The 26,613-nt window shown below is 49.9% G+C and carries 23 protein-coding genes; 19 read left to right on the top strand and 4 right to left on the bottom strand.

The genetic code is table 11. The features are described from left to right. Window positions 1-507: 507 nt before the first annotated feature. Both thyX and SYK_RS17650 read right to left on the bottom strand, forming a co-directional pair. Window positions 508-1,245, bottom strand: coding sequence for an FAD-dependent thymidylate synthase (thyX, locus tag SYK_RS17655; RefSeq protein WP_281761577.1), 738 nt, complete (start codon window positions 1,243-1,245; stop codon window positions 508-510). A gap of 96 nt (window positions 1,246-1,341) precedes the next feature. Continuing rightward, window positions 1,342-1,869, bottom strand: coding sequence for an ATP-binding cassette domain-containing protein (locus tag SYK_RS17650; protein ID WP_281761576.1), 528 nt, complete (start codon window positions 1,867-1,869; stop codon window positions 1,342-1,344). An 88-nt stretch (window positions 1,870-1,957) separates the two neighbouring features. Between SYK_RS17650 and SYK_RS17645 the strand changes: the two genes are divergently transcribed. The 16 genes from SYK_RS17645 (at window position 1,958) to SYK_RS17570 (ending at window position 19,316) form a co-directional block, all read left to right on the top strand. Continuing rightward, window positions 1,958-2,932 carry a zinc dependent phospholipase C family protein gene (locus SYK_RS17645; protein ID WP_281761575.1) on the top strand — a complete coding sequence of 325 codons (975 nt, stop codon included), beginning with the start codon at window positions 1,958-1,960 and terminating at the stop codon, window positions 2,930-2,932. Window positions 2,933-3,013: 81 nt separating this feature from the next. After that, entirely contained in the window at window positions 3,014-3,793 is a 780-nt protein-coding gene (locus tag SYK_RS17640) for an AsmA family protein (protein WP_281761574.1), read from the top strand. Between the two features lie 110 nt (window positions 3,794-3,903). Further along, a complete protein-coding gene (locus SYK_RS17635; RefSeq protein ID WP_281761573.1) occupies window positions 3,904-5,577 on the top strand; it encodes a CgeB family protein in 1,674 nt (557 codons plus the stop codon). Between the two features lie 298 nt (window positions 5,578-5,875). Then, complete coding sequence (locus tag SYK_RS17630; RefSeq protein WP_281761572.1) at window positions 5,876-6,748, top strand: flagellin; 873 nt, start codon at window positions 5,876-5,878, stop codon at window positions 6,746-6,748. A gap of 163 nt (window positions 6,749-6,911) precedes the next feature. Further along, window positions 6,912-8,657: a flagellar filament capping protein FliD gene (gene fliD / locus SYK_RS17625; RefSeq protein WP_281761571.1), complete on the top strand. Its 1,746-nt coding sequence runs from the start codon at window positions 6,912-6,914 to the stop codon at window positions 8,655-8,657. Window positions 8,658-8,667: 10 nt separating this feature from the next. Then, window positions 8,668-9,276 carry a flagellar export chaperone FliS gene (gene fliS, locus SYK_RS17620; protein WP_281761570.1) on the top strand — a complete coding sequence of 203 codons (609 nt, stop codon included), beginning with the start codon at window positions 8,668-8,670 and terminating at the stop codon, window positions 9,274-9,276. Window positions 9,277-9,365: 89 nt separating this feature from the next. After that, entirely contained in the window at window positions 9,366-10,439 is a 1,074-nt protein-coding gene (locus SYK_RS17615) for a glycosyltransferase family 4 protein (RefSeq protein ID WP_281761569.1), read from the top strand. Further along, window positions 10,436-11,641, top strand: coding sequence for a glycosyltransferase family protein (locus SYK_RS17610; protein ID WP_281761568.1), 1,206 nt, complete (start codon window positions 10,436-10,438; stop codon window positions 11,639-11,641). Before SYK_RS17615 ends, SYK_RS17610 begins: the two co-directional genes overlap by 4 nt. A 90-nt stretch (window positions 11,642-11,731) precedes the next feature. Then, window positions 11,732-12,949, top strand: a complete 1,218-nt coding sequence (locus SYK_RS17605) for a zinc-ribbon domain-containing protein (protein ID WP_281761567.1) — start codon at window positions 11,732-11,734, stop codon at window positions 12,947-12,949. 8 nt (window positions 12,950-12,957) lie between these two features. Then, a complete protein-coding gene (locus tag SYK_RS17600; RefSeq protein WP_281761566.1) occupies window positions 12,958-13,293 on the top strand; it encodes a hypothetical protein in 336 nt (111 codons plus the stop codon). A gap of 104 nt (window positions 13,294-13,397) precedes the next feature. Further along, window positions 13,398-14,516: an OmpA family protein gene (locus SYK_RS17595; protein ID WP_281761565.1), complete on the top strand. Its 1,119-nt coding sequence runs from the start codon at window positions 13,398-13,400 to the stop codon at window positions 14,514-14,516. A gap of 155 nt (window positions 14,517-14,671) precedes the next feature. Then, window positions 14,672-15,865, top strand: a complete 1,194-nt coding sequence (gene ahbC / locus SYK_RS17590) for a 12,18-didecarboxysiroheme deacetylase (RefSeq protein WP_281761564.1) — start codon at window positions 14,672-14,674, stop codon at window positions 15,863-15,865. 223 nt (window positions 15,866-16,088) lie between these two features. Then, window positions 16,089-17,069 (top strand): porphobilinogen synthase, encoded by a 981-nt coding sequence (hemB, locus tag SYK_RS17585; protein WP_281761563.1) that lies wholly within the window; start codon window positions 16,089-16,091, stop codon window positions 17,067-17,069. Window position 17,070: 1 nt separating this feature from the next. Continuing rightward, window positions 17,071-18,258 carry a heme b synthase gene (gene ahbD, locus SYK_RS17580; protein WP_281761562.1) on the top strand — a complete coding sequence of 396 codons (1,188 nt, stop codon included), beginning with the start codon at window positions 17,071-17,073 and terminating at the stop codon, window positions 18,256-18,258. Window positions 18,259-18,516: 258 nt separating this feature from the next. Next, on the top strand, window positions 18,517-18,966 hold the full coding sequence (gene ahbA / locus SYK_RS17575) for a siroheme decarboxylase subunit alpha (RefSeq protein ID WP_281761561.1): 450 nt from the start codon (window positions 18,517-18,519) through the stop codon (window positions 18,964-18,966). Window positions 18,967-18,989: 23 nt separating this feature from the next. Continuing rightward, window positions 18,990-19,316 (top strand): hypothetical protein, encoded by a 327-nt coding sequence (locus SYK_RS17570; RefSeq protein ID WP_281761560.1) that lies wholly within the window; start codon window positions 18,990-18,992, stop codon window positions 19,314-19,316. A gap of 51 nt (window positions 19,317-19,367) precedes the next feature. Here SYK_RS17570 and SYK_RS17565 read toward each other — a convergent pair whose 3' ends face one another. Then, entirely contained in the window at window positions 19,368-20,192 is an 825-nt protein-coding gene (locus tag SYK_RS17565; RefSeq protein WP_281761559.1) for a substrate-binding periplasmic protein, read from the bottom strand. A gap of 147 nt (window positions 20,193-20,339) precedes the next feature. On the opposite strand from SYK_RS17565, the gene rpe reads away from it, so the two are divergent. The 3 genes from rpe to SYK_RS17550 all read left to right on the top strand — a co-directional run bounded on the left by rpe (window position 20,340) and on the right by SYK_RS17550 (window position 23,483). Further along, window positions 20,340-20,990 (top strand): ribulose-phosphate 3-epimerase, encoded by a 651-nt coding sequence (gene rpe / locus SYK_RS17560; RefSeq protein WP_281761558.1) that lies wholly within the window; start codon window positions 20,340-20,342, stop codon window positions 20,988-20,990. Window positions 20,991-21,056: 66 nt separating this feature from the next. Next, entirely contained in the window at window positions 21,057-22,988 is a 1,932-nt protein-coding gene (locus tag SYK_RS17555) for an ATP-binding cassette domain-containing protein (protein WP_281761557.1), read from the top strand. A 3-nt stretch (window positions 22,989-22,991) separates the two neighbouring features. Further along, a complete protein-coding gene (locus tag SYK_RS17550) occupies window positions 22,992-23,483 on the top strand; it encodes a GNAT family N-acetyltransferase (protein WP_281761556.1) in 492 nt (163 codons plus the stop codon). A 104-nt stretch (window positions 23,484-23,587) separates the two neighbouring features. Here SYK_RS17550 and SYK_RS17545 read toward each other — a convergent pair whose 3' ends face one another. Beyond that, window positions 23,588-26,608 (bottom strand): proline dehydrogenase family protein, encoded by a 3,021-nt coding sequence (locus SYK_RS17545; protein WP_281761555.1) that lies wholly within the window; start codon window positions 26,606-26,608, stop codon window positions 23,588-23,590. Between the last annotated feature and the right edge of the window lie 5 nt (window positions 26,609-26,613).

The raw sequence follows: 26,613 nt of genomic DNA, 5'->3' as shown, positions 1-26,613 counted from the left end.
CCTGTTATAAAACAAGACAAAATCAGGAAACCCGCACTCAGCCCTTCTTTTCACCGCCCACCCCATGAAACAACTGAGCTACAAGGGTTTTCGGACTCTCAAATATATCTAGAGAGTACAGTTCTTAACAACTGTTGAAAATGTTTTAAACAGTTTAAAACTCAGATTTCATCAAATTCATCATTTTTACATTAAATTCCTTTTCCATTGATTATTTTTTATGACAGGTTAACCAATGGTAAATCAAGTAAAAAAACTAAAAATTAGTGATAACTATCTAAATTATTTACACTAAACTTAACAGCAACAATTCTTACTCCCCGCAGCCTGTCAAACACATGTTGCACAAGGAGTCAAAAAGCCCCGTCCCCCAAGGGCTGACACAGGGCTGTCATTTTTGAACAGCATCAACATGCTGAAAAATATGACAAAAAAAAGCACGACACAAAAATGCCAAAAAGCACAAGGTGTCAGAGGGGCAGGATTTTATCCCGGCCTTTGGAAAAGTTAACCTGAAGTTTTATCGCGACTCGGGTACTTGCCACAGGCAAATTTCGGAGATTCCGGACAATATCCTAGCTGTTCGCACCGAGCGCCACCATTCATAAAGATGGCGGGAAGCTTTTCTTTGCAAAGTGCAAGCATCTGGTCTGCCACGGCTCGAACTTCCCACTGGGCACGATTACAGCACCGCAAATGAAAAAAATGATTCAGACTGCGACAATTCATGGTGATGACAATTTTTGTTTCTGCAGCCTGAGGCAACACGAAACGGGCATCCTCATTGGCCTTGGACTTACGCCCGTTGGCCACCAGGATTTCACGCAGATCGGAATAAGCGGATTGCACTTCTTCCATAAACGACTCAAAACGTTCTTTGGCTTCGGGGATCTTGGCAATGGCTGGGGGCAGGATATATTCCATATCATTTTCGGCCACATACCGCTGACTCTGCTGAGAGTAGGAAGCGATACGATGACGCACAATCTGATGGGAGCACGCTCTGGAAATACCTTCGACAGCGAAGGTCATGGACACATGTTCAACGGGACTGTCATGTCCGGATTCCATAGTTTTGGACACAAAGTCCGCCTGCACCTCGGGATCAATGTCGCCAGAAAGCAATCTAGGCCACATATCTGCTACAAATCCAGCATGATAGCACTGGCGAAAAGCGGCGTAGATAAGTGACAAAGCATCAGGTGTCATGGTCATAAAGTCGACCCTGAGTTTCTTTTCCGGCATGTAAAGCTCCCTATGAATGGTCTGTGTCGCAAACGAGATTTTGTGCTTACCGCAAACCGCAACGCATGTCATCAATCGACTGGGTATGAAAGTAAATTAGTACCCAATTTTTTCCATGGCATCATCCACCAATTCATCCGGGGATTGCGCTCCCTGCATAATAAAATGAAGTACACTATAGAACACGGGTTCCATAACGGCCAGACGGGCAGAAATTTCACGCCACAGGGCTTCCGTATCTCCTACGCCTTCTCTGTCCGCAACACGTTCCGACAAAATTTTGGAATCAACCATTATATAAAAGACCTTGCCAGAACCATGGATGAGCGCCTGGACCTCGGCGGCTTCGACCAATCCGTCTTCAAGCACGATAATACGCGGCCCTGCGCCCAAAACCTGCACAGCCTCGGTGACTCCTTTCGGGGCCACGACAACCAGTCCGGTTCGTCCGCCGAGAAGGTTAGCCAATGCCTTTTTACCTGAACCGCCCAATCCTATTAAAATTATATTACCGGTATCCTTCCAGGCGTCAGCATAATCTTCACGCTTTTCTCCTTTGCCAAATCCCTTGCTGGCATCGGCATCCTGCACATCGTACTGTTCATTAATAAAATATTTCGTCATACTGTTTCCTTGGTGTTCCTGAAGTTCTCTTTGCCCTGCGGACGTTATCAAGTAGGGTACCCAAAAAGCAAACTGAAAACGGAATCATATGCCAAAAGAACTGATACACTTCAAAACCGCTTTAAAAACTGCGGAGATTCTCTCCGAAACTCGGTTTTCTTCCTGCCTGAACGCCTATCCCCACGGCCTCCTTCTGGGATCGGTGGTGCATGATGCCCTTTTCTATGGCGTAAACAAACACGCTCGCCCACTGAATCAACTAGCTCACCAACTTCATGGTGTTGATGGCCAAGACACCTTTACCCTGCTTAAAATTCAGGCAAAACACGCAGCTGCGGCTCTTGATAATGAACTGGCAACGGCCCTGTTTGTCGGCATGGCTTCCCATGTATTTGCGGATGCTACCATGCATCCCATGGTCTGGCATCTCTCTGGTGACTACTTTGACGTTGACCCAAAGACCAAATCACAGACTAGGCAACGACACCGCGCCCTTGAATCATTGATGGATATGGTCATCTGCCCGGAAATGATCGGACGGCCTCTTTTTTCCATCAAACGACTCCTGACACGCCTGGAAAATGATCTTTACGAAGCCCTGCCCATAGAACATATGGCCGAACTGGCTAGCACGTCATCCGAAGAACTTCGCGCCGGGTTAAGTCACGCTTTCACCGTATTTGCGACTCTTCAAGGATTATACCTAAAGCCCACCCTTTCCCGAACGTTTTTTGCTCTATCACCACTTCTTCCACGACAGGCAAAAGAAATAATCACTCTTTTTTATGCGCCACAACTCATGCGTCAGGCTGAAAAAATACGTGGAAAGATCAAATACCAACACCCTGTCACCGGCAAACCATTCAACAAATCCATTAAAACAATGATGGATGAAGCCGCCACTAGAGCAAGCCTTCTGTGCCAGTCCATGGAAGAGACGATCTTTCTCGACAAGCCCTTCATTCAAAAGGGCTTCGGTCCCTCTTTGGATTCAGGAGAACCGGGCATATCAACACGACACATGCGGCACTTTGCCAATCCACCATTCCCAATGCTTCCCTGATTGTTTCCGTGAACCGGTTGCCCTACAGTCATAAATAACATACTCTTTTTTAATCATTCCCACCCTCACCAAGGAGACAACATGAAGAAATTCATATTCATCGGTATCGGCGTAGTTACCGCCGCCATCATTGCTGTAGCAGTTCTCATCGTTCTGAACCTCGGAGATATCATCAAAACGGCCGTCGAAGAATACGGACCGCCCATCACCAAAACCGAAGTCAAACTTGGCTCGGCAGACATTTCCATCCTGTCCGGTTCAGGCTCCCTGTCCGACTTCCTCTTGGGCAACCCCAAGGGATTCTCTATGCCCAGCGCTGTTGAGTGCGACACCATCCGCGTGTCAGTCGTAACCGATTCCCTGACAACTGACCGTATCATTATCGAAGAAATTTTCGTCGATGGTCCTATCATCAGCTATGAGAAAAAGGGAAACACCGACAACTTCAAAACCATCGTCAACAACATCAAGAAAACCGTGGCAGGCGAGCAGAAACAAGAACAGAAGACAGAAGCCGAGCCCACGGAAACCGGTGCAGAAAAGAAAATTCAGATCAATAACTTCATTGTTAAGAACGGTCACATCAATCTTGGCGGCACCATGCTGAATGCTTTTGGAGATCAATCCATGGGCATCGATCTTCCCGACATCCACCTCAAGGACATCGGCAAGGAAAAGGACACCACTCCGGCTGAGGCGTTCGCTCTGGTTTTGAACGAAATGACAGGCGACATCACCGGCACAGTCACTCAAGTCGGCAAACAGCTTCAGAAAGAACTGGGCAAAGCCGTTGAAGGCGTCACCAAGGGCGCAGGCTCTGCCGGAGATGCCATCAAAGGACTTTTCGGTTCCGACAACTAAACAATAGAAAAAACAAAGGCCCCGTCGAACCATTCGGCGGGGCCTTATTATATATGTCATGTATAAGACGCCTTGCCTGCACACCCCTATATGACGTACATGACAAACCCATGATCCGTATCCCTTACACAGCCGAACCCATCACCACCGACGGCGAACTGACCGACATCCGTATTCACAGACAGGGCAAAGTCTGGCACATGTGGGGTCGAAAAAGCATGGAACGGGAACTGGCTCTTGCCGATTCCGTTCCCACTGGCACTCTTCCCGTACTCATCGGTTCAGGTTTGGGACACTGCCTCAACGCTTTACAGCGGAAAGGATTCCCCGTTGCCGTGGTGGACAAGGAACAAACGGTCCTCGACCTGACCAAAGCCATCTCACAACAAGACACAATCCTTGCAATCAATGACACTAATCCCGGCAAAGCCTTCAAAAGAATTGTGGAGTGGCAGGCAAAACACGACGACCGGCCATTGCACCCGGTCATTCTTCCACTATATCCTCGACTGGACCGAGAGTATTATGGTCCGATTCTCGACACAATAAAGGCTAGTAACACTTCCGATTTCTGGAGCCAGACGCGATACCCCAAATTTCAATCAACCAGTCCTCGTGTCCTTTTTTTCGATTCCAATTATTTTCTGTGCAGGGAAATTCTGTCGGCCTTTGACTGTCTTGATATCAAATACCAAACCATTCCCTTGAACAACCGCGAAACCGGCGACCAGTCATTTATTGAAGCGATTCTCAAAGCAGTCATCGACTTCAAACCGGACTTCGTCCTGACCGTCAACCACTTCGGCCTGGATCGCGAAGGCAAACTGGCAGAATTACTGGCGAACCTCAACCTACCTCTGGCATCATGGTTCGTGGACAATCCCCATCTCATTTTGTTTGATTACGCCCACCCTAGCAGTGACAATACTATTATTTTCTCCTTTGATGCGGGAAGCACTGAAGCTGTCCGAAATAAGGGATTTCAGCACGTCCACTATCTTCCTCTGGCGACAGACCCGGCTCGATTCGTACCCGGGCACGATAAAACAGCACCCACCCAATGGCATACTGACGTATCATTCGTAGGCAACTCCATGGTCCGCCCTGTGGCCGAGAGTCTGGACCAGGCAAACCTGCCAGCGCACCTCGCTGCAAATTATGAGAATGTCGCCCGCCACTTTGGCGATTCCGGCGAAACTCTGATCGCAAATTTCTTGGAAACCTTTCATCCAGACTGGCATAAAACCATCGCGAATCTGCCCACCAAAGAAAACAGGCTGGCCAGTGAGTCCCTGCTGACTTGGGAAGCGACCCGGCAATACCGACTCAACTGCATAAAAAACATTCTACAGTACACTCCGCTTATTGTCGGAGATACGGGTTGGGACACTATCCTTCCGCAGGGAGCCAAAGTTCGACGACTGGAACGCCTTGACTACTACGAAGATCTCCCTCGATTCTACCCAGCCTCTACAATCAACTTCAACTGCACCAGCCGCCAGATGCCGGGAGCCGTCAACCAACGAGTCTTTGATGTTCCGGCCTGTAACGGCTTTCTCATCACAGACCATCGTGATCAGATGGAGAACCTGTTCGACCTCGATACAGAAGCTGTGGTCTATCGAGACCCGGAAGAGATCCCACATCTCATTGATCAATTTCTCGCCGACCCCAAAAAAAGAAAGGCCATTTCCATGGCAGCCAGAAAACGCATTTTGGCCGAACACACCTATGAGATACGCATGACCCAGCTTATAAAAACCATGCGTCAGACTTTCGGCTAACACACATCTAAGTCACTGCTTTACAACACTTTTCCTTTTAATTCTGCAAACCCCAGTCACACTCTGGCGATTCGTCACGCCCAATACTTTGCAAACTATAAAGTTCAAATCCTCATAAATATTTTTTTTGTTCAGCCATTTCCCTGACTTTGATTACAAAAAAAACGTTCATGGACCCTAAAGTTTTTCCGTACCCCGACGATGAGTAGAGCAACAAACGAATGGTTTGCCCGGTAAAAACTCAACCGCCGGGTTGAAATCTAGGCATGGAAGCCGAAACAATTTCAAGGAGGAAATTATGTCTCTCGTAATTAACCACAACATGATGGCAATGAATGCATCCCGCAACCTGGGCCAGTCCTACAGCGCCCTGGAAACATCAACTCGTCGTCTGTCTTCCGGACTTCGTGTTGGTACAGCTTCTGATGATGCTGCAGGCTTGGCAGTTCGCGAATTGATGCGTGCTGACATTCAGTCTCTCAATCAGGGCATTCGTAATGCAAACGATGCAGTCTCCCTCATCCAGACAGCTGACGGCGCCCTCGGCGTTATCGATGAAAAGCTGATCCGTATGAAGGAACTGGCCATGCAGGCATCCACGGGTACCTACAACTCTGACCAGCGTCTGATCATCGACTCCGAGTATCAGGCCATGGCTTCGGAAATCACTCGTATCGCCAACTCTACTGACTTCAACGGCATCTACCTGCTCAACGGTAACCTTTCAGGTACCCACTCTGGCGCAGGTCTCCAGTCCACTGGTAAGCTGAAGGTTCACTTTGGTACCGGTAACGACTGCGCAGAAGATTACTACTACGTTGAAATCAGCAGTTCCACAGCTTCTTCTCTGGGCGTCGGTCTTGCTGCAAGCAACTCCATTTCAACCCAGGCTTTGGCTCAGGCCTCTCTGGACACCCTGAACAACGCGATCATTTCCAAGGATAAGATTCGCGCCAACTTGGGTTCCTTGCAGAACAGACTTGAAAACACCGTAACAGTTCTGGGTATCCAGGCCGAGAACGTTCAGGCTGCTGAATCCCGTATCTCCGACGTTGACGTCGCAACCGAGATGACCGAATTCGTTCGCAACCAGATCAAGACCCAGGCCGCAGTTTCCATGCTGTCCCAGGCCAACTCCATGCCGAGAATGGCTTTGTCCCTCATCGGTTAGTCGTAAAGCACGCTGCTTTATAACGAGTATTCGGGTCGAACTCCATCGAGGAGTTCGGCCCTTTGCGTTCAAAGGTTGAAAAGGCTTCCTCTGTGGCACCAGGATTGCAAGTGTAAAGGCGACCTAATGTAAAGGGAAAAATATTCCGATTAAGGGTATAGCCATGGCAGAAAACGCATACACATCCGGCTCAATCAATTTCGCCGGCCTGGGAAACGGGACAGACTTCAACAAACTCATCGACGGCCTCGTCGAAGTGGAGCAGAAGCGCGTCACCCGGCTGGAAAATTGGAAAGCATCTTGGGAAACCAAGAACGAACAATTCAAGAACTTGAATACCCAGATGTTGAGTCTCAAGACCACACTTGAAGGCTTCGATACAACCAACGAATTCATGTCCAAGGCTGTGTCGAGTACCAACACGAATGTTCTTGTCGCCACAGCCAATGCCGATGCACAGGCAGCAAGTCATACTGTCGAAGTTGGCCAACTGGCTACAAACGACGTGCTTATTACGACTTCAGGGGCCAGTGGGCTGGATTCAGTCATTGCCACTGCCGACACATCTTTCACATATTCCTACGGTGGCAAAAGTTACACCGTGGATAACATTGCTGCCGGAACAACACTCGATAGTTTTGTAAACATCATCAACAATCACCCTGATTCACGCAGCAACATAAGGGCCTCAACCCTTTTTGACGGATCTGTTTACCATCTCCAACTCACCGGAATTGATCCGGGTGCGGACAATCAGATTGTCATTTCCAATGCGGGTTCGCTTGTTTTCGGAACCGGAGATTTCACACAAACTCAGGATGCACAAAACGCCCAGCTTCGCATCAACGGCTTCCCGGCCTCAGGTGCCGGATGGCTGGAAAGATCCACTAATATTGTGGACGACGCCATCGAAGGGTTAACTCTTGACCTGAAGGATTCGGATCCCGGCAGTACGGTCACTATCTCCGTCACCACAGATAAGCAGGCGATGCAGGACACCGTCACAAAATTCGTGGAAGCGATCAACCTGGTTCGCGCTAACATCATCGCCATGACTAAAGTCGATGAAACAAAAGGAACAACCAGTACTGGTGGGAGCTCTCTGGTCGACGTCTCGGACACCAAAGGATCTATTCTTACCGGCAACTACGGTATTGATATTGTTTCACAAAATCTTAAAAACATCACCGCAGAAATGGGACTTGGCTTCGCTCCCTGGGACGAAGAGACGCTGACAGGAGACAAGTATTCAGCTCTTTCTCAACTCGGTATCCTCACGGATGCAGAACAAGGATCACCGACATACGGCCTACTGAAAATCGATTACGACGAGCTCTCCAAAGCCTTGGACGAAAACCCTGACGCCGTTGCCAAACTTTTCTCTTCAGAAAGCCAAGGTAAAAGTCAGTCACCGGACTTCACTTTCAAATCATTGATTGACGGCACTACCAAGGCGGGATTTTACGATATTGAAATAGTCAGTGACGGAACACAAATCACCAGCGCAACCATCAATGGAGAAGAGGCCACTGTCTCCGGTTGGGAGATCACTGGTAAATCAGGTGACTCTCTTGGTATGGCCATCCGTCTGGACAACACCAGTGCCGGCTCCCACTCCGGTAAAATTGCTGTCCAGAAGGGCAAGGCTGGTGAATTGATAGACGAACTCACTTCCTTGACAAAACCATACAACGAATTCACCTATGAAGGCGGACCGTTGGCGGTTTTGCAGAATAATTACAACGACATCATGAGCTCCATCGATGACAAAATTGCATACGAGACCACTCGAATTTCTAAAATGGAAACAAACATGCGTCTAAAGTTCTCACGCCTGGACGCATTACTCGGACAATACAGCCTCAAGCAGGGGCAACTAAGCTCGGCAATCGCACAGCTTGGCAATTAGGAGGATATAAATGGCTAACCCAGCAAAAGCATATCTCGCGACACAGATTGAGACCACGACTCAGGGTGATCTGCTTCTCATGCTCTATGAGGCAGCAATCAAATTCCTGAAACGCGCCAAGGTAGAAATCGATAAAAAAGATTTCGCAAAAAAAGGTATATATATTTCCAAAGCCATGGCGATCATCCATGAGTTGTCAGAAAGTTTAAACAAAGAAAAAGGTGGCGATATCACGCCGAGACTTGGTGCTCTGTATCAATTCTGTACCTCTCATCTCATCAAGGCAAACATCCGTCTGGACAACAAGATGGTTGATGAAGTTATCAATATTCTCGAAGGATTGCGCTCCGCCTATGCCCAGATCATTCCCGGATACGAAGGCAAGCAGGCTCCGACAAACGCGAAGACATCAACTCTTCCGTCAGGTCAACCTATGCCATCCGCTCCGCCGACCATGCCCGTGCAAACACCGCCCGCCTCGGCTACGCCACGAGAGACGCCAAAACAACCGGTTGCCAAGCCGCAACCCGTTGTGCCTCCGCAACCTCTCAAAATGCGTTCCGCCGCTACTGCAGCAAAATTCAGGGCAGCCAACGCCTATACCAACACCAACAGATAAAAAAACGGCCCTTCAAAGGGCCTTTTTTTTGCATCCCACCATGTCTTGGACATGTTTACAATGTCACGACCTTGTGTCACCTTTCGCCCATGGTTGAATCCCCTGTCCGTGTTCTTCACGTATCCAAGTCTCTGACCCTTGGCGGCACCGAAAAAGTCATGCAGCTTTTCGTCGCCAATCTGACCCCTTCTCACTTCACCGCGGCGGCCTACTGTCCGCAGGATGGAGAACGGGGGAGACAAATTCGTGCTCTGGGAATCGAAACTTACATCAACCCGGACCTCCTCAGCGTACTTGATCGCTTCAAACCTCAAATTGTCCATGTCCACCGCGCAGGCTGGCCTGAACCAGAATTGCTCAAGCCCATGAAGCGAGCACAGACACCTGTTGTGGTTGAAACCAACGTATTCGGAAGGCATGACCCAAGCCCATCCGCTGCCATTATTGACCGGACACTTTTTGTCTCGAGATTCTGTCTGGAACGATTTACGACAACCACCGGTATACCAGCTGACTCGTCCCGCTACTCCTTTCTATACAATCCGGTGGACACGGATTTCTTCGCGGGTGCAGCACGTACAAACAAAGATTTTTCCATCCCTGCTGCCGGACGCATATCACGGGCTGACCCCGGCAAATGGTCTCGATTGGCTCTGGAATTTCTGCCACTGGTTGTTCGTGACATCCCTGACTTCCGATATCATGTCATCGGGACCATTCCCGAAGCGCAAGAATATGTTGCCGCCAACAATCTTTCACGCAATGTCATCTTCCATGATCCAGTGCAAACCGATGCAAAAATAGCCTCTTTTCTTAACGGAGTCTCAGTCTTGGCACATGCCAACGACACCGGAGAATCCTTCGGCCTCGTCATTGCCGAAGCCATGGCTTGCGGCCTACCGGTCATCACCCATCCCAGCGAAGGACTCAAAGACAATGCCCAATTGGAATTGGTCGACCATATGACCACCGGACTCGTGGCACAAAACGCCGAAGAGTACGCCAATGCCTTGAAATATATTTTTTCCCATCCTGATGAAGCACGGCGCATGGGGCTGGCCGGACAGAAAAAAGCTGCCCGCCTCTATCGAGCACAGACGGTCACCCGTCAACTCGAAACCGTGTATCAAGAACTACTCCACCGTAAAGGAATCACCGCATGAGCAAACTGATAAAACACTATACCGACGCAGTTCTGGCCTTTGCCTTCAAAGACCAACCATCCAAAACGATTCTACAAAAAACTTCTGAAGATATCCCGGCTTTCACCGAGCGCACCCTCAATATCTTCAAAAAGAGCCGAGCCACGGCTCTGGTTCTCTTCGGACTGGGTGACGGCAAACATGCCTTGGCCCTTCACGCGGCCCTCCCGGAAACCACCAAATTATTCGTATGTGAAACTGACATGAATACAGCCCGGACCTTTCTGAAATCCAATTCGGATTGGACTGACAAGAACTCAAACGTCAATCTCATCTGCGATACTTCCCTGTGGGCACAGTTGTATCTCCTGGCTCTGGCTAATGTATCGTCAGACACGGCCACCCTCGTTCTAAACCCAACCATGGATGACGAAACCAAACAACAATATCAATCTCTGCAACGACTGTTCATGCAGAGCAAACCACATCAGGCCATCAATAGTTCCTACCTAAGTCACGTGGGTGTGGCTGCCCCCGATCTCTCTGTCGGCGCCATTCTCAGCCCGGACGAACCAGACCTCGACGTATATTTTGGTCAATTCCCTGATTGGGTCAAAGAAGTGGTCGTAGTCTGGGACAATGAAACCGTCCCAGAAACAAACTACCCTTGTGCTGCTCCGGTCCGTCACTTCGCCCACCCCCTCGATGATTTCGCATCCCAGCGAAACCGCATGCTTGACGAATGTGAAGGCGATTGGATTCTATGTCTGGACGGTGACGAGATGTTCAACGAAGAAGTGTGGGATCTCTTCCCGGCCTGTATGCTCGTAAAAAGGCTGGAAGCTTGTTATTTTCCCAGGATGACTCTGTACCCGGACGAAAATCATTCCAAAGTTGGGTACGGTCTTTGGCCCGACCTCCAATTACGTCTTTTCAAAAACAGTAAAGACATCCGCTTTGAGCGCCCCATCCACGAACGACTGACAGGTATTCAGGGACGCACAGCCCTTGCGTTGGACGCTCCTATCCTGCATTACAGCCGCCTACGCAAGTCGCCTGAGGTTCTGACCGCCAAATTAAAACGCTTTGACAAAGCAGGTGGTGACACCATAACGCATGTACTCAGCGAGGATTATCCCAATGTGGAACGATCCCTCTTCGCCGAAGCGTCATTCATCATGGGTGCGATTCAGATGCTTATGCTCGAAGAAAACCCTGCATAATCCTGCACGGATTTGCAGACGGCTTGATTGTTGCGTACAAAATGGCTAGGACCTCTCAACGTCATCATTCATGTCATTCAAGGAACGGCAATGCAGATAATATGTCCCGAATGCAAATTCGCCCGCGAAGTGGACGAAAGCAAGATACCCCCTCGTTCGCAGGTTGCCACCTGCCCAAAATGTCAAACGAAATTCAAATTTCGCGAAATACCGGAACAGGAATTTGTCATTGAGGAACCGGAAGCTCCGGCACCGGAGCCCATTGTTACGTCACAAGAACAAGCCAAGTCCCCGGAACCGGAAACATCCGAACGGACTTTCCCAGACCTTCCCACTCCGGGCGAAAAGCCCAAGGAAGACCTATGGAAACAGCTGGACGCCATGGCTCCGCCCGAACCGAAAGCAACACCTCAACACAATTCTGACACGTCCAATGAACCGACATCAACTGAACCCTATACTCATCAGAATGGGCCAGAACCTGTCGATGGCTGGAACGGTGAATTCAATGCAGATTTCCCCGAGCCATTGGACGAACCCAAAATAATCTACCCTTCCGGCCAGACGCCACAGACCGACGAGCAACAGCCCGTGGATGGCTGGAATGGCGAATTTAGTGAAGATTTCCCCGATCCCATGCAGACTGAAAGCGATGAAAACGAAACCCCAGAAGCCTCCATGGAAGTTCCGCCGCCCTTTGAGCAATTGGATCGCTATGGATTTTTCGGCGGCCTGTTCATGACAATAAAACTGGCCCTGTTTTCACCGCGTCTCTTCTTTTCGGTCATGCCCGTAGGTGGAGGTTTGTCCAAACCTCTGACTTTTGCCATTCTTGTGGCGATGATTCAGGCTCTGGCCCAATTTGCATGGGGTGTTGCAGGCCTGACTCCCAGCATTGACATCACTTCAAACGGCCTGGAAGTCGTCGCATACAACACAACCAACGGACTGTTCGAACTTCTGGTCACACCCGCCTTTGCGGCCATGTCCATTTATTTCATTACTGGATTCTACCATCTCATCCTGAAACTGTTTCGAGCAGGCAATAAAGGTTTCGAAGGGTCTTTCAGAGCTGTTGCCTATGCCTATGCCCCAATGATTACGGGGATAATTCCATTAGTGACCCTTGAAGTGGTCAGCGTATGGATGCTCCTGAACGCCATATGGGGATTGGTCCTGACTGCCATCGGCCTCAAGTATATCCACAAGATATCCTACTTCATTATCATTCCGGTTATACTCATGCCACTGCTTATCGGTATGATCCTCGCCGTTATTGGTATGCAGGGACAGATGCCTACGATGTAGGAGGGATTATGTTTGGTTGGTTCAAAAACAAAATACAGGACCTCAAGGCACAACGAAAACTCGCCCGGCAAATAGCCCCACGTCGTCTCAAGGAGATGGCGATGGAAATCCGAGATTTGGCAGTACTGGCTGCCCAACTCAACCCCAGAGAACGGGATATCCAAAAATTAATCCGCAATGTTCTCGTGGAAATGAACCGCCTATCCGAACTGACTGACAGACCAGAATTTAGACGGCTTTCCACGGGGAAACGACTCCTGCTTCGTCAGGGTCTCAAGGAATCCCGCGACCAGTTGCTAGAATCCATAGAGTCTGCACCTGCACCCACACAAACCGTTCAATAATATTCCCGGCATACATATTGCTTTAATTGAGCCATTGAAATCCGCCCCTGTCACGCACTTGGCGCATGGGGCGGAACGGTTGCAACCACAAGCCGGTGAATGTCATGAAAAAAGTATTATTTTTCGCTTTGTTACTCATATTATCCGCGTGCGCGAACGTGGACCTTTCCTTGACGGATCAGACAAAAGTCTATTCCGATCCAACCGTCAGGAAATCGCCACTTCAAGTTTCGGTCCATCCCAGAGGGAAACAATATAGACCTTTAACGGCCTATTTTTATCCCTTTGTTATCCAGCAGCGCACGAGCGATCACGCCAGCCTATCCGACTCCTTTGCACAAATATTCTATTCAGCCTGGACAGAGGAACGCCTCTTCCCAGTCATGGAACTACAATCAGGCACACGGTACCAAGGGCTGTCCACCGCTCTGGAAACCGCTCGAAGACGGGGTGCTGATCTGCTCATTCTGGGCAAAGTCCCCTACTTCTATGCAGGGCATACATTGGATGACACCGCGATTACCGTACAGGTCGACATCTATGCGGCAGGTAGCGGCATTCTCCTCTGGACCATGATGCAATCAGGCCGCCTTGAAGAACGTCCGCCGGACGACTATTTTTATTTCAAACATGAATTCCGCATGAGTGAAGCTCCTTTCAACAAAATCATTCGTGAAATTGCCAAGGACATGACTATTCCGCTCAAGGCATGGTTGCCTTCACCCGACACACAATACAAATATGTGGACAACCCGGCTCAGGTAAAACCCAGTCTAACCCAGTTGGTCGAAGCGCCCGCGACTACCGCCACCGATCCCGGCCCCGGCGTAACCCTTCCACCGGAATCAAATGAAAACACCGTGGTTCGACCGGACGTTCCGGGCGTAAATCTGGATGTTCATTTCGATTTTGATAAAGCAACTATTCAAGAATCATCATATCCTTTGCTGGATGCTTTAAGTGAAGCTCTAAACTCACCGGAACTCAAAGGCAAAAGCATCATCATCGGCGGTCATACCGACACCAAAGGCAATGAAGCGTACAACCTCTCCCTTTCCAAAAAACGAGCTGATGCAGTCAAGGCATACCTCGTCAACAAGGGCGGCGTTGATCCTGCGACCATTGAAACCGTGGGATATGGTAAGTCCAGACCGTTAAATCAAGGGCTCACAACCAAAGAACAGCAAAAAAACCGACGGGTCGAAATACGCCTCGCGGGATAGGTCAAACGATGATTTCTTGACTTTTTGGCAATAATTCTTATCTTCCTCTTCGGAAGCGCATGACGGGGGCCTTTCCAGGCCCTCTTTTTCGTTCTTTTCACTCAGAACGATATATGATACCTGAGACCTTCATTTCAGCTGAGAGGTTTATTTAAATGATCGGTATTTCCAAGCTCTACTGCGGAGCAGTAGAACCTTCTGACGCCCTGCGTTACAGTCGTGAATCAGGGCAGTTGCCCTCCCATCTTCTCCAATTTTCCAAGGACAAGAAGCCCGTCGTGGTCTGGAACATGACCCAACGGTGTAACCTTAAATGTGTCCATTGTTACGCTCAGGCCGTTGATATCAACGCGCACAAGGACCCAATTTCCAACGAAAAAGCCAAAGAGATGATAGATGATCTCGCCCAATTCGGCGCACCTGTCATGCTCTTTTCCGGTGGCGAGCCTCTGGTACGTGAAGACTTGGTCGACTTGGCCAAACACGCAACCGCCAAGGGCATGCGTGCAGTCATCTCTACCAACGGCACGCTCATCACAAAATCAAAAGCCAGAGAACTGAAAGAAGTTGGTCTCTCTTACGTCGGTATATCCATCGATGGTAATGAGGCGGTCCACGATGAATTTCGTGGCGTGACCGGGTCCTACAAACAGGCACTCAAAGGCGTTGAGAACTGTCAGGCAGAAGGCCTCAAAGTCGGCCTGCGTTTCACCATCAACAAGCGTAATGCTCCTGAGATCCCCCATCTCTTCAGTCTCATTGAAGACTTGGAAATTCCCCGCATCTGTTTCTACCACCTGGTATATTCCGGTCGTGGTTCCGAACTGATCAAAGAAGACCTGAACCATCAGGAAACCCGTGACGTTGTCGATCTGATCATGGACCACACAAAGGCATTGTTTGAAAAAGGCAAGCCCAAGGAAGTTCTGACCGTGGACAACCACGCAGACGGTCCGCATGTCTATTATCGTCTTCTCAAGGAAGACCCGGAACGTGCCAAGGAAGTACTTGAACTGCTCAAGATGAACGAAGGCAACTCCACGGGACGCGGCATCGGCTGTATCTCCTGGGACGGCAAAGTTCACGCTGACCAGTTCATGCGCCATCATACTTTTGGCAACGTGCTGGAACGTCCTTTCTCCGAAATCTGGAACGATCCCAAGATCGAACTGCTCCACAAGCTCAAGGACAAACGTCCTCATGTGGGCGGCCGTTGCGCCAAGTGTCGCTTCCTCAATATCTGCGGCGGCAACTTCCGCGCCCGTGCAGAAGCCTACTATGATGACTTCTGGGCGCAGGATCCTGCCTGCTATCTCACCGACGAAGAAATCACCGGCGAAAAGCTGTAAGCGATATTCGCCTCCGGCGGCCGGGGGAAGGAAAGAGGGACTCCTTTTAAAAAGGGTTCTCCCCTCTATCCTTCCCCCGGACTCCCATCCCCTCTTCTTTCCTAAACTTTTTTGTTTCGCCTTCGACAAATGCATGCGTGAGCAACTTGTTGCACTTGTTGGCGATACCGTTGAAAAAGAGTATAGGGGTCTTCAAAAGACACATTATTGATTTGGAGATACTATGATTCCCTCTGATTTTTTCCGTGGCCGTCGCCTTCGCTCCAGTCTCGCCATGCGAGAACTGGTCCGCGAAAACATGGTCACTGCCAATGACTTGATCATGCCCTATTTCGTGGTCGAAACCGATGACGATTCCTTTAAAAAAGAAATCTCATCCATGCCCGGCCAATATCAGCTTTCTCTGACACAACTGAAAATCAAAGTAGCCGAAGCCGTTGCCGATGGCCTCAAAGCCTGCATCCTTTTCGGTATTCCTGCCGAAAAAGACGAAGTTGGGTCCGGTGCATACGACGACATGGGCATTGTCCAAAAGGCCATTCGTCTGCTCAAGGACACATTTCCCGAACTCGTGGTCATCGCTGACACCTGTCTGTGCGAGTATACCTCCCACGGCCATTGCGGCATGGTGAAAAACGAATACGTTCAAAACGACCCCACTTTGAATCTTCTGGCCAAGGCCGCTGTAGCCCAAGCCAAGGCCGGAGCTGACATGGTGGCCCCGTCTGATATGATGGATGGCCGTGTTGCCGCCATCCGCGCCGCACTGGATGACGCTGGTTTTACCAACACCCCGATCATGTCTTACGCGATAAAATACGCATCGGCATTCTACGGCCCATTCCGCGAAGCCGCCGAATCCACCCCGCAATTCGGGGACCGCAAGACCTACCAGATGGATCCTCCCAATTCCCGCGAAGGCATGCGCGAAGCCGTTGCCGATCTGGAAGAAGGTGCGGACATCCTGATGGTCAAGCCCGGCCTGCCGTATCTCGACATGGTCCGTCAGGTGCGAGACACTTTTGACACGCCTGTGGCCGTCTATCAGGTCAGCGGCGAATACTCGATGATCAAGGCCGCTGCCCAAAACGACTGGATAGACGAAATGGGCGTGGTCATGGAATCCTTGGTTGCCTTCAAACGCGCCGGGGCTGATCTTATTCTCACATACTTTACAGAAGACGTCTTAAAGGCATTGAAATAACATGAGCGAACATCCCAAAGGCCATCCCGGCGGCTGCCCTTCTGAAGGCCATCCCGACGGACACCCTGGTCATCCCCACGGCAAAGGTCATCCTGGTGCTGAAAACGCACCCAAGCTTTTCCTCGACGACGGCGTCACCCCCATTTGCAGGCTCATCGCCTGGGAAGTGACCCGGTCCTGCAACCTCGCCTGCAAGCACTGTCGGGCCGAAGCGCACCCGGAACCATACGAGAACGAATTGTCCACCGAAGAGGCCAAGGCTCTCATCGACACTTTCCCGGACATAGGCAGCCCTATCATCATCTTTACCGGCGGCGAGCCAATGATGCGGCACGACGTCTACGAGTTGATCGCCTACGCCAAAACCAAAGGGCTTCGTTGCGTCATGGCTCCCAACGGGACACTCATCACGCCTGAAACAGCCCAACAGATGAAAGATGCGGGTATCGAACGATGCTCCATCTCCATCGATGCACCAGAAGCGGTCCAGCACGACGAATTCCGCGGCGAAGTCGGTGCATTCAAAGCTTCCATGCGAGGCATTCAATATTTGAAAGACGTGGGCATCGAATTCCAGATCAACACTACGGTGACCAAGAACAATCTTCATCTGTTCAAGGACATCTTTGATCTGTGCGAAGGAATCGGTGCATCCGCGTGGCATATATTCCTGCTCGTACCGACCGGTCGGGCCGTAGAACTTGGCACTGAAGTCATTACTGCCGAAGAGTACGAAGACGTGCTCAACTGGTTCTACGACTTCCGCAAGACCACGGACATGCAACTCAAGGCCACCTGCGCCCCGCATTACCACCGCATCCTGCGCCAACGCGCTAAAGAAGAAGGCATCCCGGTCAACTTCGAGAACTTCGGTCTGGATGCCGTGTCTCGTGGCTGCCTCGGCGGCGTGGGATTCTGTTTCATATCCCATCGCGGTCAAGTGCAACCCTGTGGCTATCTTGAACTCGACTGTGGTCAGGTGCGCGAGACGCATTTCCCTGACATCTGGAAAAAATCCCAGCAATTCCTCAATCTGCGCAACCCAGAAGTCTATGACGGTAAGTGTGGCCATTGCGAATACGAACGCGTCTGCGGCGGTTGCCGAGCACGCGCTCAGACCATGAACGGTCATTATTTGAAAGAAGAACCGCTCTGCTCCTACCAGCCGAAGAAAAAGGCAAAGAAGTAAGAGCCTCCGACGGCTGGGGGAAAGGGAGGAAACACTCTTTAAAAAGGGGTATTTCCTCCCCTTCCCCCAGACCTCCATCCCCTCATTTTCCCAAACTTTTTGGGTCGCCTTGGGCGAAAGTAAGGGATGCATGGAAAGGATTTGATTCCTTACGGAAAAATACAATAAAAATCGCACGATCCCGCGAAGCGCGATAAAAAGTTTTGGAGATTCTCAAGAACCTTTTTCAAAAGGTTCTTGAGCCGCCGGAGGCATCACATGGACAATTACGACAAAAAGATACTCGACATCATCCAGTCTCACTTCCCGTTAACCTCGCGTCCGTATGAAGAGGTCGGCAAACAAATCGGTCTGCCGGAATCTGACGTACTGGAACGTGTACGCGACTTGAAAAAGGCTGGTGTTATCCGCCGCATGGGTGCCAACTTCAATTCCAACACACTGGGATGGCAGTCTACACTGTGTGCCGCGTCGTGCCCGGAAGACAAAATTGACGAGTTTGTTGCCGAAGTGAATAAGCATGATGGCGTCACGCATAACTATCTGCGCGAAAACGAATTCAATATCTGGTTCGCACTGATCGCACCGGACATGGACGCAGTTGAATCCATCCTTGCATCCATCACAAAAGCCACGGGGATCAAGGTGCTCAACCTGCCTGCTGACAAACTGTTCAAGATCAAAGTCGACTTCAAAATGGACAAATAGCCTTCAGACTGGCAAAAGGGTGCATGCATAAAATATTCAAGGCGTTACTGCTTGGGCTGGCTGCCGGCATCATTGATGTCATCCCCATGGTCTTTCAAGGACTGAGTTGGGAAGCGAATATCTCGGCACTGCTTCACTGGCTGGGCCTAGGCATCATTATCACATATGCTCGCCTGCCTCTGACAAGCTGGGCGTCAGGAATGCTCATCGCCCTGCTCACCGGTATCCCCATAGCGGTTCTCGCTTATCCAAGGGAACCCATGTCCGTTTTCCCGATCATCATTTTTTCCACGATTCTCGGCGGACTCCTCGGATACACATCGGACCGCCTAATTAACAACCAGCCATAAAAAACTCCCGTAACTACATGATTGCGGGAGTTTTCCTTTTATATGAGACTCTCAATAACTGCGTATGGAGATTCGGTTTTCGCCATAATATAAATTCATAATTTCGTCATATCGACTTACACCATTTGCCAATTTCTCTTTTAATGATAGAAGCGCCTTCTGAATCTTTTCAATCAGCATATCATCTGTCTTCGGATTGAAAGCAATATATAAATCGACATGCTGTAAGACATACACCATCTCAAAAAGCCCCGGATCCAACCCTGCTTGTTGAAGACCACTGGAAGCGGAGGTATCGGCCTGAGTAATCAAATCGACTCTGTCTGCATCCAACATCTTGAACTGTGTTAGATCATCTTTCAGTTGGTTCAATTGTGAAGCTTTCATGCCATATTTACTGATTAAAATATGTTCCGGGGCACTCCCCCGAACAATACCGATCTTATATTTACCGACATCCTGTTCATTTTCGATGATGATATTGTCTGCTTTTTTAGCAATCAATCCAATGTTCAACTCGGCAACAGGTCCTACCCATTTGTATTTCTTGTCCCGTTCTGGAGTTCGTGCAACTGAAAAAATAGCCGTATTCGGATATGTCGCGACGTCGTACAATGAACGTGCCCAATTGATGACCCTGATATTCCGAGGATTTACATTCTGCCCCGTCTCACGCATAATTGTAGAGACAATTTCCACCACCGCCCCGGTCCGAAGTTCATCTTCCGCCACATAATTCAGTGGATAAACTTCTCCCATATAAAAAGAAATATCATCAGCATGACATACTGACGACAAACCTACACAAATAAATACTATCAAAAAATAAAAAATAAAAACTCGCATAACTACCTGGGCAACAATTTTAAATTTCATTAAACATACATGATTTATTCAGACCTCACCAGATCGTTATATCCATTTTCACAAAGGCAGCACTCTCTTGCCGTTGAAAAACTTGCAGTCCGACACAGGAGCGGGTACACATCCCCCTATCAAAATCGATCAAGTGGAGTTGAACAGATGATTTTATCACCCTCGATGCTTTCCTCGGATTTTACGAACATGGAATCTGAACTGAAAGCCCTGAAAGATGCTGGCCTCAAGTGGGTCCACCTTGATATCATGGACGGTTGCTTTGTCCCCAATATCACCTTTGGCCCCCCTATCATCAAGGCCATGCGCAAAAAATCAGACCTTTTTTTCGACTGCCATCTGATGATTGAAGATCCAGGACGTTACGTTCAAAATTTTGCCGATGCGGGCGCTGACCTCATTTGCGTCCATGCCGAAACATGTGACCACCTTGAACGTGTCTGTGCTCAAATTGCTGAAACCGGTGCCAAGCCAGCAGTGGCCCTTAATCCGCACACACCGCTTGAAACAATCAAATACCTTATCCCACAATTGTACATGGTATTGATCATGTCTGTGAATCCGGGCTTTGGTGGTCAAAAGTTCATCCCCTTCTGCAAAGACAAAGTCCGCGAACTCCGTGGCATGATCGACGAAGCCGGTGCCGAAACACTCATCCAGATCGACGGCGGCGTGACTCTGGAAAATGCTCGTAAATTGACCGAAGCCGGTGTAGACGTTCTGGTTTCCGGTTCCGCATTCTTCGGCTACCCACCTTATGGCGAACGGCATCAGGCATTTCAGGACATCTGCAAGTAAAACAGCATCTGATGGTAACAATTCCGGGGGCTGATCCATCAGCCCCCTTTTCAATGGACAGGTATTATGGCCCTTGTTTCCCTGCGCGACATATCAATCAATTTCACCGGAACGGTGCTGCTGGACAAAGTATCCATGCAGATCGAACCGGGCGAGCGCGTTTGCCTGCTCGGCAGAAACGGGGAAGGAAAATCTACCCTGCTCTCCATTATCGAAGGCGTAACCAGTCCCGATTCAGGCAGTGCTGATTATGCTCGAGGCTCCCGCGTGGCCATGCTGCCACAGGAAGTCCCACAAGATTTGAAAGGCACGGTCTATGATATCACGGCGCAGGGGCTCGGCAAAGTTGGTGAACACCTGACGGCCTACCATGAGGCGTCCAGTGCATTGATTGACACCATAGACTCCAACAATAACCAATTGGTCGCTCAATTGGAGCACGCACAACATGCGCTTGAAGAAGCCGGTGGATGGCCGCACCACCAAACTATCGAAACCGTATTGTCCCATCTCAAACTAAATGGCGACGAACGATTTTCTTCCCTGTCCGGCGGCACTAAACGTCGTACTCTGCTCGCTCGAGCACTTGTTTCCAGGCCGGACCTGCTCATTCTTGACGAGCCCACAAACCATTTGGATATCGACTCCATTTCTTGGCTTGAAGACTTCCTGCTGCGCCAAACCACGGCCCTGCTTTTCGTCACCCATGACCGTACCTTCCTTAAAAAAGTCGCGACACGCATTGTGGAGTTGGACCGAGGCAAACTCCATAATTGGGAATGTAATTACGCCACCTATCTCCAACGCAAAGAAGCGGCCCTCGACGCCGAAGCCAAACAGAATCATAATTTCGACAGAAAATTGGCCGAAGAAGAAACATGGATTCGTCAGGGTATCAAAGCTCGCCGCACTCGTAATATGGGACGAGTCCGCGACCTGCGGAAGATGCGTGAAGAACACAAGGCTCGCCGGGACCGCGTTGGCACCGTAAATATGATTATCCAGGAAGCCGAACGCACCGGTAAACTGGTCGTGGAAGCCAACTCCCTATGTTTTGGATTCGACGAGACTCCACTCATTTCAGATTTTTCGACCGCCATTATGCGCGGGGACAAGGTCGGCCTCATTGGTCCCAATGGCGTTGGGAAAACCACCCTACTCAAGGTTCTGCTGGGCGAACTTGAACCACAAAGCGGGTCGATCCGGCGCGGCGTCAATCTCCAAATCAATTATTTCGACCAACTCCGTGAACAGCTCGATGAGACCCGCTCAGCTCGTTACAATGTGGCAGATGGCAATGACTTCGTAACCATTAACGGCCAGCAGCGACATGTCATGTCGCACCTAAAGGATTTCCTGTTCACACCTGACAGGTCCAAAGTGCCTGTGTCAGTCCTGTCTGGTGGAGAACGCAACCGGCTGCTTCTGGCCCGACTCTTCACCCGCCCCTCCAATGTCTTGGTCATGGATGAACCGACCAACGACCTTGATGCCGAGACACTCGACCTTCTTGAGGAATTGCTCATGGAGTATCCCGGCACCCTGCTGCTGGTCAGCCATGATCGCGCCTTCCTCAACAACGTCGTCACATCAAGCATCGGATTTGAAGGCAACGGCGTGGTCGCCGAATACGTAGGCGGCTATGACGACTGGCTCAGACAACGACCGGACGTTCCTGTTACTCAAAAAAAAGCATGCAAGCCTAAATCTGCACAAAAAACGGCCAAACCCGCAAAGCAGAAATTGAGTTACAAAGAAAAATTCGAATTGGAGAAAAAGCGAGAGCAACTCAAGACCATGCCCGCGCTCATTGAAAAGCTGGAAACCGAGCTCGACGACTTGCAGACAAAGATGTCGCAGCCTGATTATTTCAAAAACACACCCCAGGCAATGGCCGATGACCAAGAACGCCTTGAGACTATCGAAGCAAACCTTGAAGTCGCCTACGAAACCTGGGAAGAACTCGAAGCCGCCCTTGAAGGCGTTACACTGGATTAGCCTATGAAGAATCTGACCATCCGTTTTGCTGAGCCTGACGACCTGACAGCTTGTCACACCGTCGAATGCAACTGTTTCCCGGCCTCCGAAGCTGCTCTGACCTCATCCATTGAAAAACGGATTCACGAGTATCCTGAAGGTTATCTCGTGGCCGAACTCGATGGCCAAATAGTAGGGCAGGTCAACTCCGGCGCCACAGACAAAGAAGACATTACAGACGAAGAATTCAAGCAGCTTATAGGTCACGACCCGGATGGAAAGAACATCGTCATCTTTTCCCTTTCCGTCCTACCTGACTTTCAGCATCGTGGCATTGCAGACCAACTCATGGTCGAATTTATCAAACAATCACACAAGCTCGACAAGAAGCGCGTTCTGCTACTGTGCAAAGATGATCTTATTCCGTACTATTCCCGCCATGGATTCACGGATAGTGGTATTTCCGAGTCCGACCATGGTGGCGCAGAGTGGCACGAAATGGCATTGGCTCTGTAGCACGGCTTTCGATAGCAGCACGCTGCTACAGAACCTGATCGGTAAATTTGAAAAGCCCGGTAGATCCAGTCTACCGGGCTTTTAGTCATTAAAAATACAACCCTTTAGCTAATCCACTCATCATCCTCTTCAATGGGAGCAAATCCTCGGCGCATGGTATTTTCGCAAACCAGACGCGGGTCCATGAACTGAAGCAAATAATCAGGGCCGCCAGCCTTGGAACCAACGCCTGACATCTTGAATCCACCAAAGGCATGTCGCTCGACGAGCGCGCCAACCGATGGCTTGTTCAGGTACAGATTGCCCACACGAAACTCTCTGGAAGCACGTTCCAAATTGGCCGGACTGCGTGTGTAGATAGCACCGGTCAGAGCGAACCTGGTGGAGTTGGCAATATCAAGAGCCTCATCCATATTCTTGGCACGCATGACGGACAGGACCGGCCCAAAAACCTCTTCCTGCGCAATACGGTGATCCTTGGTGATACCGTCCACAATGGTCAACGGGACATAACAGCCTCCGGTAGCCTTGAGATCATCGGAGACTTCGCGCTTGACCAACACATTGCCTTCTTCCTCTGCGATCCTGATGTACCGCAACACATTTTTCTGTGCTGCCTTATCCGCCACCGGCCCCATGTAATTGGCCGGATTCTCGGATGGACCGAGCTTGACTGACTTGGCAGCCTCGGTAAGTCGCTCAATGAAACGATCATAAATGGAATCAAGTACAATAACCCGAGAGCAAGCCGAGCACTTCTGACCTTGGAAACCGAATGCGGCATACAGTACGCCGAGCACAGCTTCGTCGAGATCGGCATCATCGTCGATAATGGTTCCATTCTTGCCGCCCATCTCAGCGATAACCCGTTTACACTGTTGCTGTCCGGGCTGAACCTTGGCGGCGCGCTCCTGAATACGTAGCCCCACTTCCATGGAACCAGTAAAGGCGATGACGGAAACGTCTGGGTGATCCACAAGATGGTCACCCATAACCGACCCGCGACCGGGGCAGTAGTTGAATACGCCATCCGGCAAACCTGCGGCTTTCCACATTTCAACCAAATTATGCCCCACACAGGAGGAAATACCTGCGGGTTTATAAACAACTGAACACCCGGAAGCGATAGCAGCAGACACCATGCCCACGGAAATAGCCAACGGGAAATTCCATGGTGCAATAACAGCGGCGACGCCCTTGCCCTGATAAAAGAGCTGGCTCATTTCGCCGGGAGCCCGTCCCATGCGACGCGGTTTACCGAATCGAATCATTTCTCGTGCGTAGTATTCAAGAAAATCAATGGCCTCAGACACATCGGCGTGCGCTTGATCCCACTGCTTTCCCACTTCCAAAACCTGAAGAGCGCACAACTCATGAATTGTATCTTTAAGATATTGCGCAGCCTTGAACAAAACTTCTGCACGTTTTTCCGGTGCCACGTCTCGCCATGACAAATAGGCGTCGGACGCGGCTTCGATAGCGATGTCCACTTCGGTGACACCAGCCTGACAGACTGAACCAACAATCTCTGACGGATCAGCCGGATTATAGGATTCCAGCCTGTCGCTCGTCACGACATCCTTCCCATTGATAAACAACGGGACTTCACCGCCCATGCGCGCACGCACCGTGGCAATGGAATCCGGAAACGCATTACGCTCTGCCTCGATGGTGAAATCAGCCACCGGAAAATTTACAAAACGAGACGGGCCAATCTGCTTTTCTTCTTTCGGAGCACACCGACTGTCAAGCTGACGTTTCAACGTCGCTTCTGGATTCTCCAAAAGGTGATCCATGTCCGCTTCATCGGCAAAAGTCTGTTTCAAAAACGATTCGTTTGCCGTGTTTTCAAGCAGACGACGAACAAGATAAGCCATACCCGGCAATAAATCACCGTACGGACAATACAATCGAACACGCTTGGCAACATTCCTGAGGCCTTTGCGCACTGGTTCGGCCATACCGTAGAGCACCTGAAACTCATACCGTTCCTCAGGCACATTCAATGCCGAGGCTGTCTCCATGACAGCAGAAATCGTACGGATATTGTGGGAGGCACAAGCAAAGTGACAAATATCACTGTTCTCCAAAATCATCTTGGAAACACGTTCAAAAGCCATGTCGGATTCAGGCTTATGCGTCCAGACCGGTACAGGCCAATCATTCTGCTTGGCCATGACGGTCTCGTAATCCCAATAGGCTCCCTTGACCAAACGAATAGAAATCGGAAGATTCTGCGCATGCGCCCATTCAAGTAAATGACGGACATCATCATCCACACTCCGCAGATAGGCCTGAAACACGATGCCGAGATGCGGATAGTCGGGATATTTAAGACGCAAACGCTTGAACAACTCGACCGTGGCTTCCTTGTACTTGAGGGATTCCATATCAATACACATGAACCCACCCATTTCCATAGTCTTCTTATAGATGGGTTCAATACGGGACATCATGCCCACTACCGTACCCTCAAGGTCCACTGGTTTGGACTGAGAATAAAAAGCGGACGGCTTCACGGCCACATTGACCTTGGGGGCATGCCCCCAATCGAGATCGTTGGCCCCACCATCAAGCGGCTTCCACTTGCCGAGTTCCTTCTGAATAGCTTCCAGAACTTCGAGGTATCCATCACGATACACATCAGACTCGACTTCGGACACAGTCGCTTCGCCAAGCAAATCGAGAACAAAGGCAAAACCGTCCTTGCGGAGTTTTCTGATCCCTTTGACCGCTTCCTTGGAGACCTGACCAATGATGAACTGACGGGCCATGGACTCAATGTTGGAACGAATAGTCCTGTTCAGGACCTTGGCGACCAATCCTCCACCAATCTTGGTCTTGGTGGCACCCCATTTGAGAACATCCGGGATATTAGAGTCCTCGCCGGAAAAATATTCTTCGATATGCCGGGACAATGATTCGGAAGTATTAAGATATGGCAGTACATCCACAAAACGAAACATCTGGACCTTGAAATCCTCGTTCTTCATGGCCCAATCCATGACCTTTCCAGTCCACCAGCCTTTATTGAAAACCGAAGGGGATTCACCGGAAATGGATGCAAAAAACTCCCTGCCCCGAGAAATAATCTGCGGGTCCAGGGAGGAAATACTTACTGTCATCTGTG

The sequence above is a fragment of the Pseudodesulfovibrio nedwellii genome (assembly GCF_027923765.1).
In the GTDB taxonomy this organism is placed as follows: Bacteria; Desulfobacterota; Desulfovibrionia; order Desulfovibrionales; family Desulfovibrionaceae; genus Pseudodesulfovibrio; species Pseudodesulfovibrio nedwellii.
Note: the sequence above shows the minus strand (reverse complement) of the source record. Positions and strands in the feature narration are given on the sequence as shown.

What these genes read in the sequence shown, in the direction of transcription:
- SYK_RS17550 (WP_281761556.1), top strand. Translation starts at nt 22,992, where the DNA reads ATGAAGAATCTGACCATCCGTTTTGCTGAGCCTGACGACCTGACAGCT.
- SYK_RS17615 (WP_281761569.1), top strand. Translation starts at nt 9,366, where the DNA reads ATGGTTGAATCCCCTGTCCGTGTTCTTCACGTATCCAAGTCTCTGACC.
- ahbC (WP_281761564.1), top strand. Translation starts at nt 14,672, where the DNA reads ATGATCGGTATTTCCAAGCTCTACTGCGGAGCAGTAGAACCTTCTGAC.
- thyX (WP_281761577.1), bottom strand. Translation starts at nt 1,245, where the DNA reads ATGCCGGAAAAGAAACTCAGGGTCGACTTTATGACCATGACACCTGAT.
- SYK_RS17605 (WP_281761567.1), top strand. Translation starts at nt 11,732, where the DNA reads ATGCAGATAATATGTCCCGAATGCAAATTCGCCCGCGAAGTGGACGAA.
- rpe (WP_281761558.1), top strand. Translation starts at nt 20,340, where the DNA reads ATGATTTTATCACCCTCGATGCTTTCCTCGGATTTTACGAACATGGAA.
- SYK_RS17610 (WP_281761568.1), top strand. Translation starts at nt 10,436, where the DNA reads ATGAGCAAACTGATAAAACACTATACCGACGCAGTTCTGGCCTTTGCC.
- SYK_RS17600 (WP_281761566.1), top strand. Translation starts at nt 12,958, where the DNA reads ATGTTTGGTTGGTTCAAAAACAAAATACAGGACCTCAAGGCACAACGA.
- SYK_RS17595 (WP_281761565.1), top strand. Translation starts at nt 13,398, where the DNA reads ATGAAAAAAGTATTATTTTTCGCTTTGTTACTCATATTATCCGCGTGC.
- SYK_RS17645 (WP_281761575.1), top strand. Translation starts at nt 1,958, where the DNA reads ATGCCAAAAGAACTGATACACTTCAAAACCGCTTTAAAAACTGCGGAG.
- hemB (WP_281761563.1), top strand. Translation starts at nt 16,089, where the DNA reads ATGATTCCCTCTGATTTTTTCCGTGGCCGTCGCCTTCGCTCCAGTCTC.
- ahbA (WP_281761561.1), top strand. Translation starts at nt 18,517, where the DNA reads ATGGACAATTACGACAAAAAGATACTCGACATCATCCAGTCTCACTTC.
- SYK_RS17650 (WP_281761576.1), bottom strand. Translation starts at nt 1,869, where the DNA reads ATGACGAAATATTTTATTAATGAACAGTACGATGTGCAGGATGCCGAT.
- SYK_RS17640 (WP_281761574.1), top strand. Translation starts at nt 3,014, where the DNA reads ATGAAGAAATTCATATTCATCGGTATCGGCGTAGTTACCGCCGCCATC.
- SYK_RS17570 (WP_281761560.1), top strand. Translation starts at nt 18,990, where the DNA reads ATGCATAAAATATTCAAGGCGTTACTGCTTGGGCTGGCTGCCGGCATC.
- SYK_RS17565 (WP_281761559.1), bottom strand. Translation starts at nt 20,192, where the DNA reads ATGAAATTTAAAATTGTTGCCCAGGTAGTTATGCGAGTTTTTATTTTT.
- SYK_RS17635 (WP_281761573.1), top strand. Translation starts at nt 3,904, where the DNA reads ATGATCCGTATCCCTTACACAGCCGAACCCATCACCACCGACGGCGAA.
- SYK_RS17630 (WP_281761572.1), top strand. Translation starts at nt 5,876, where the DNA reads ATGTCTCTCGTAATTAACCACAACATGATGGCAATGAATGCATCCCGC.
- SYK_RS17545 (WP_281761555.1), bottom strand. Translation starts at nt 26,608, where the DNA reads ATGACAGTAAGTATTTCCTCCCTGGACCCGCAGATTATTTCTCGGGGC.
- SYK_RS17555 (WP_281761557.1), top strand. Translation starts at nt 21,057, where the DNA reads ATGGCCCTTGTTTCCCTGCGCGACATATCAATCAATTTCACCGGAACG.
- ahbD (WP_281761562.1), top strand. Translation starts at nt 17,071, where the DNA reads ATGAGCGAACATCCCAAAGGCCATCCCGGCGGCTGCCCTTCTGAAGGC.
- fliD (WP_281761571.1), top strand. Translation starts at nt 6,912, where the DNA reads ATGGCAGAAAACGCATACACATCCGGCTCAATCAATTTCGCCGGCCTG.
- fliS (WP_281761570.1), top strand. Translation starts at nt 8,668, where the DNA reads ATGGCTAACCCAGCAAAAGCATATCTCGCGACACAGATTGAGACCACG.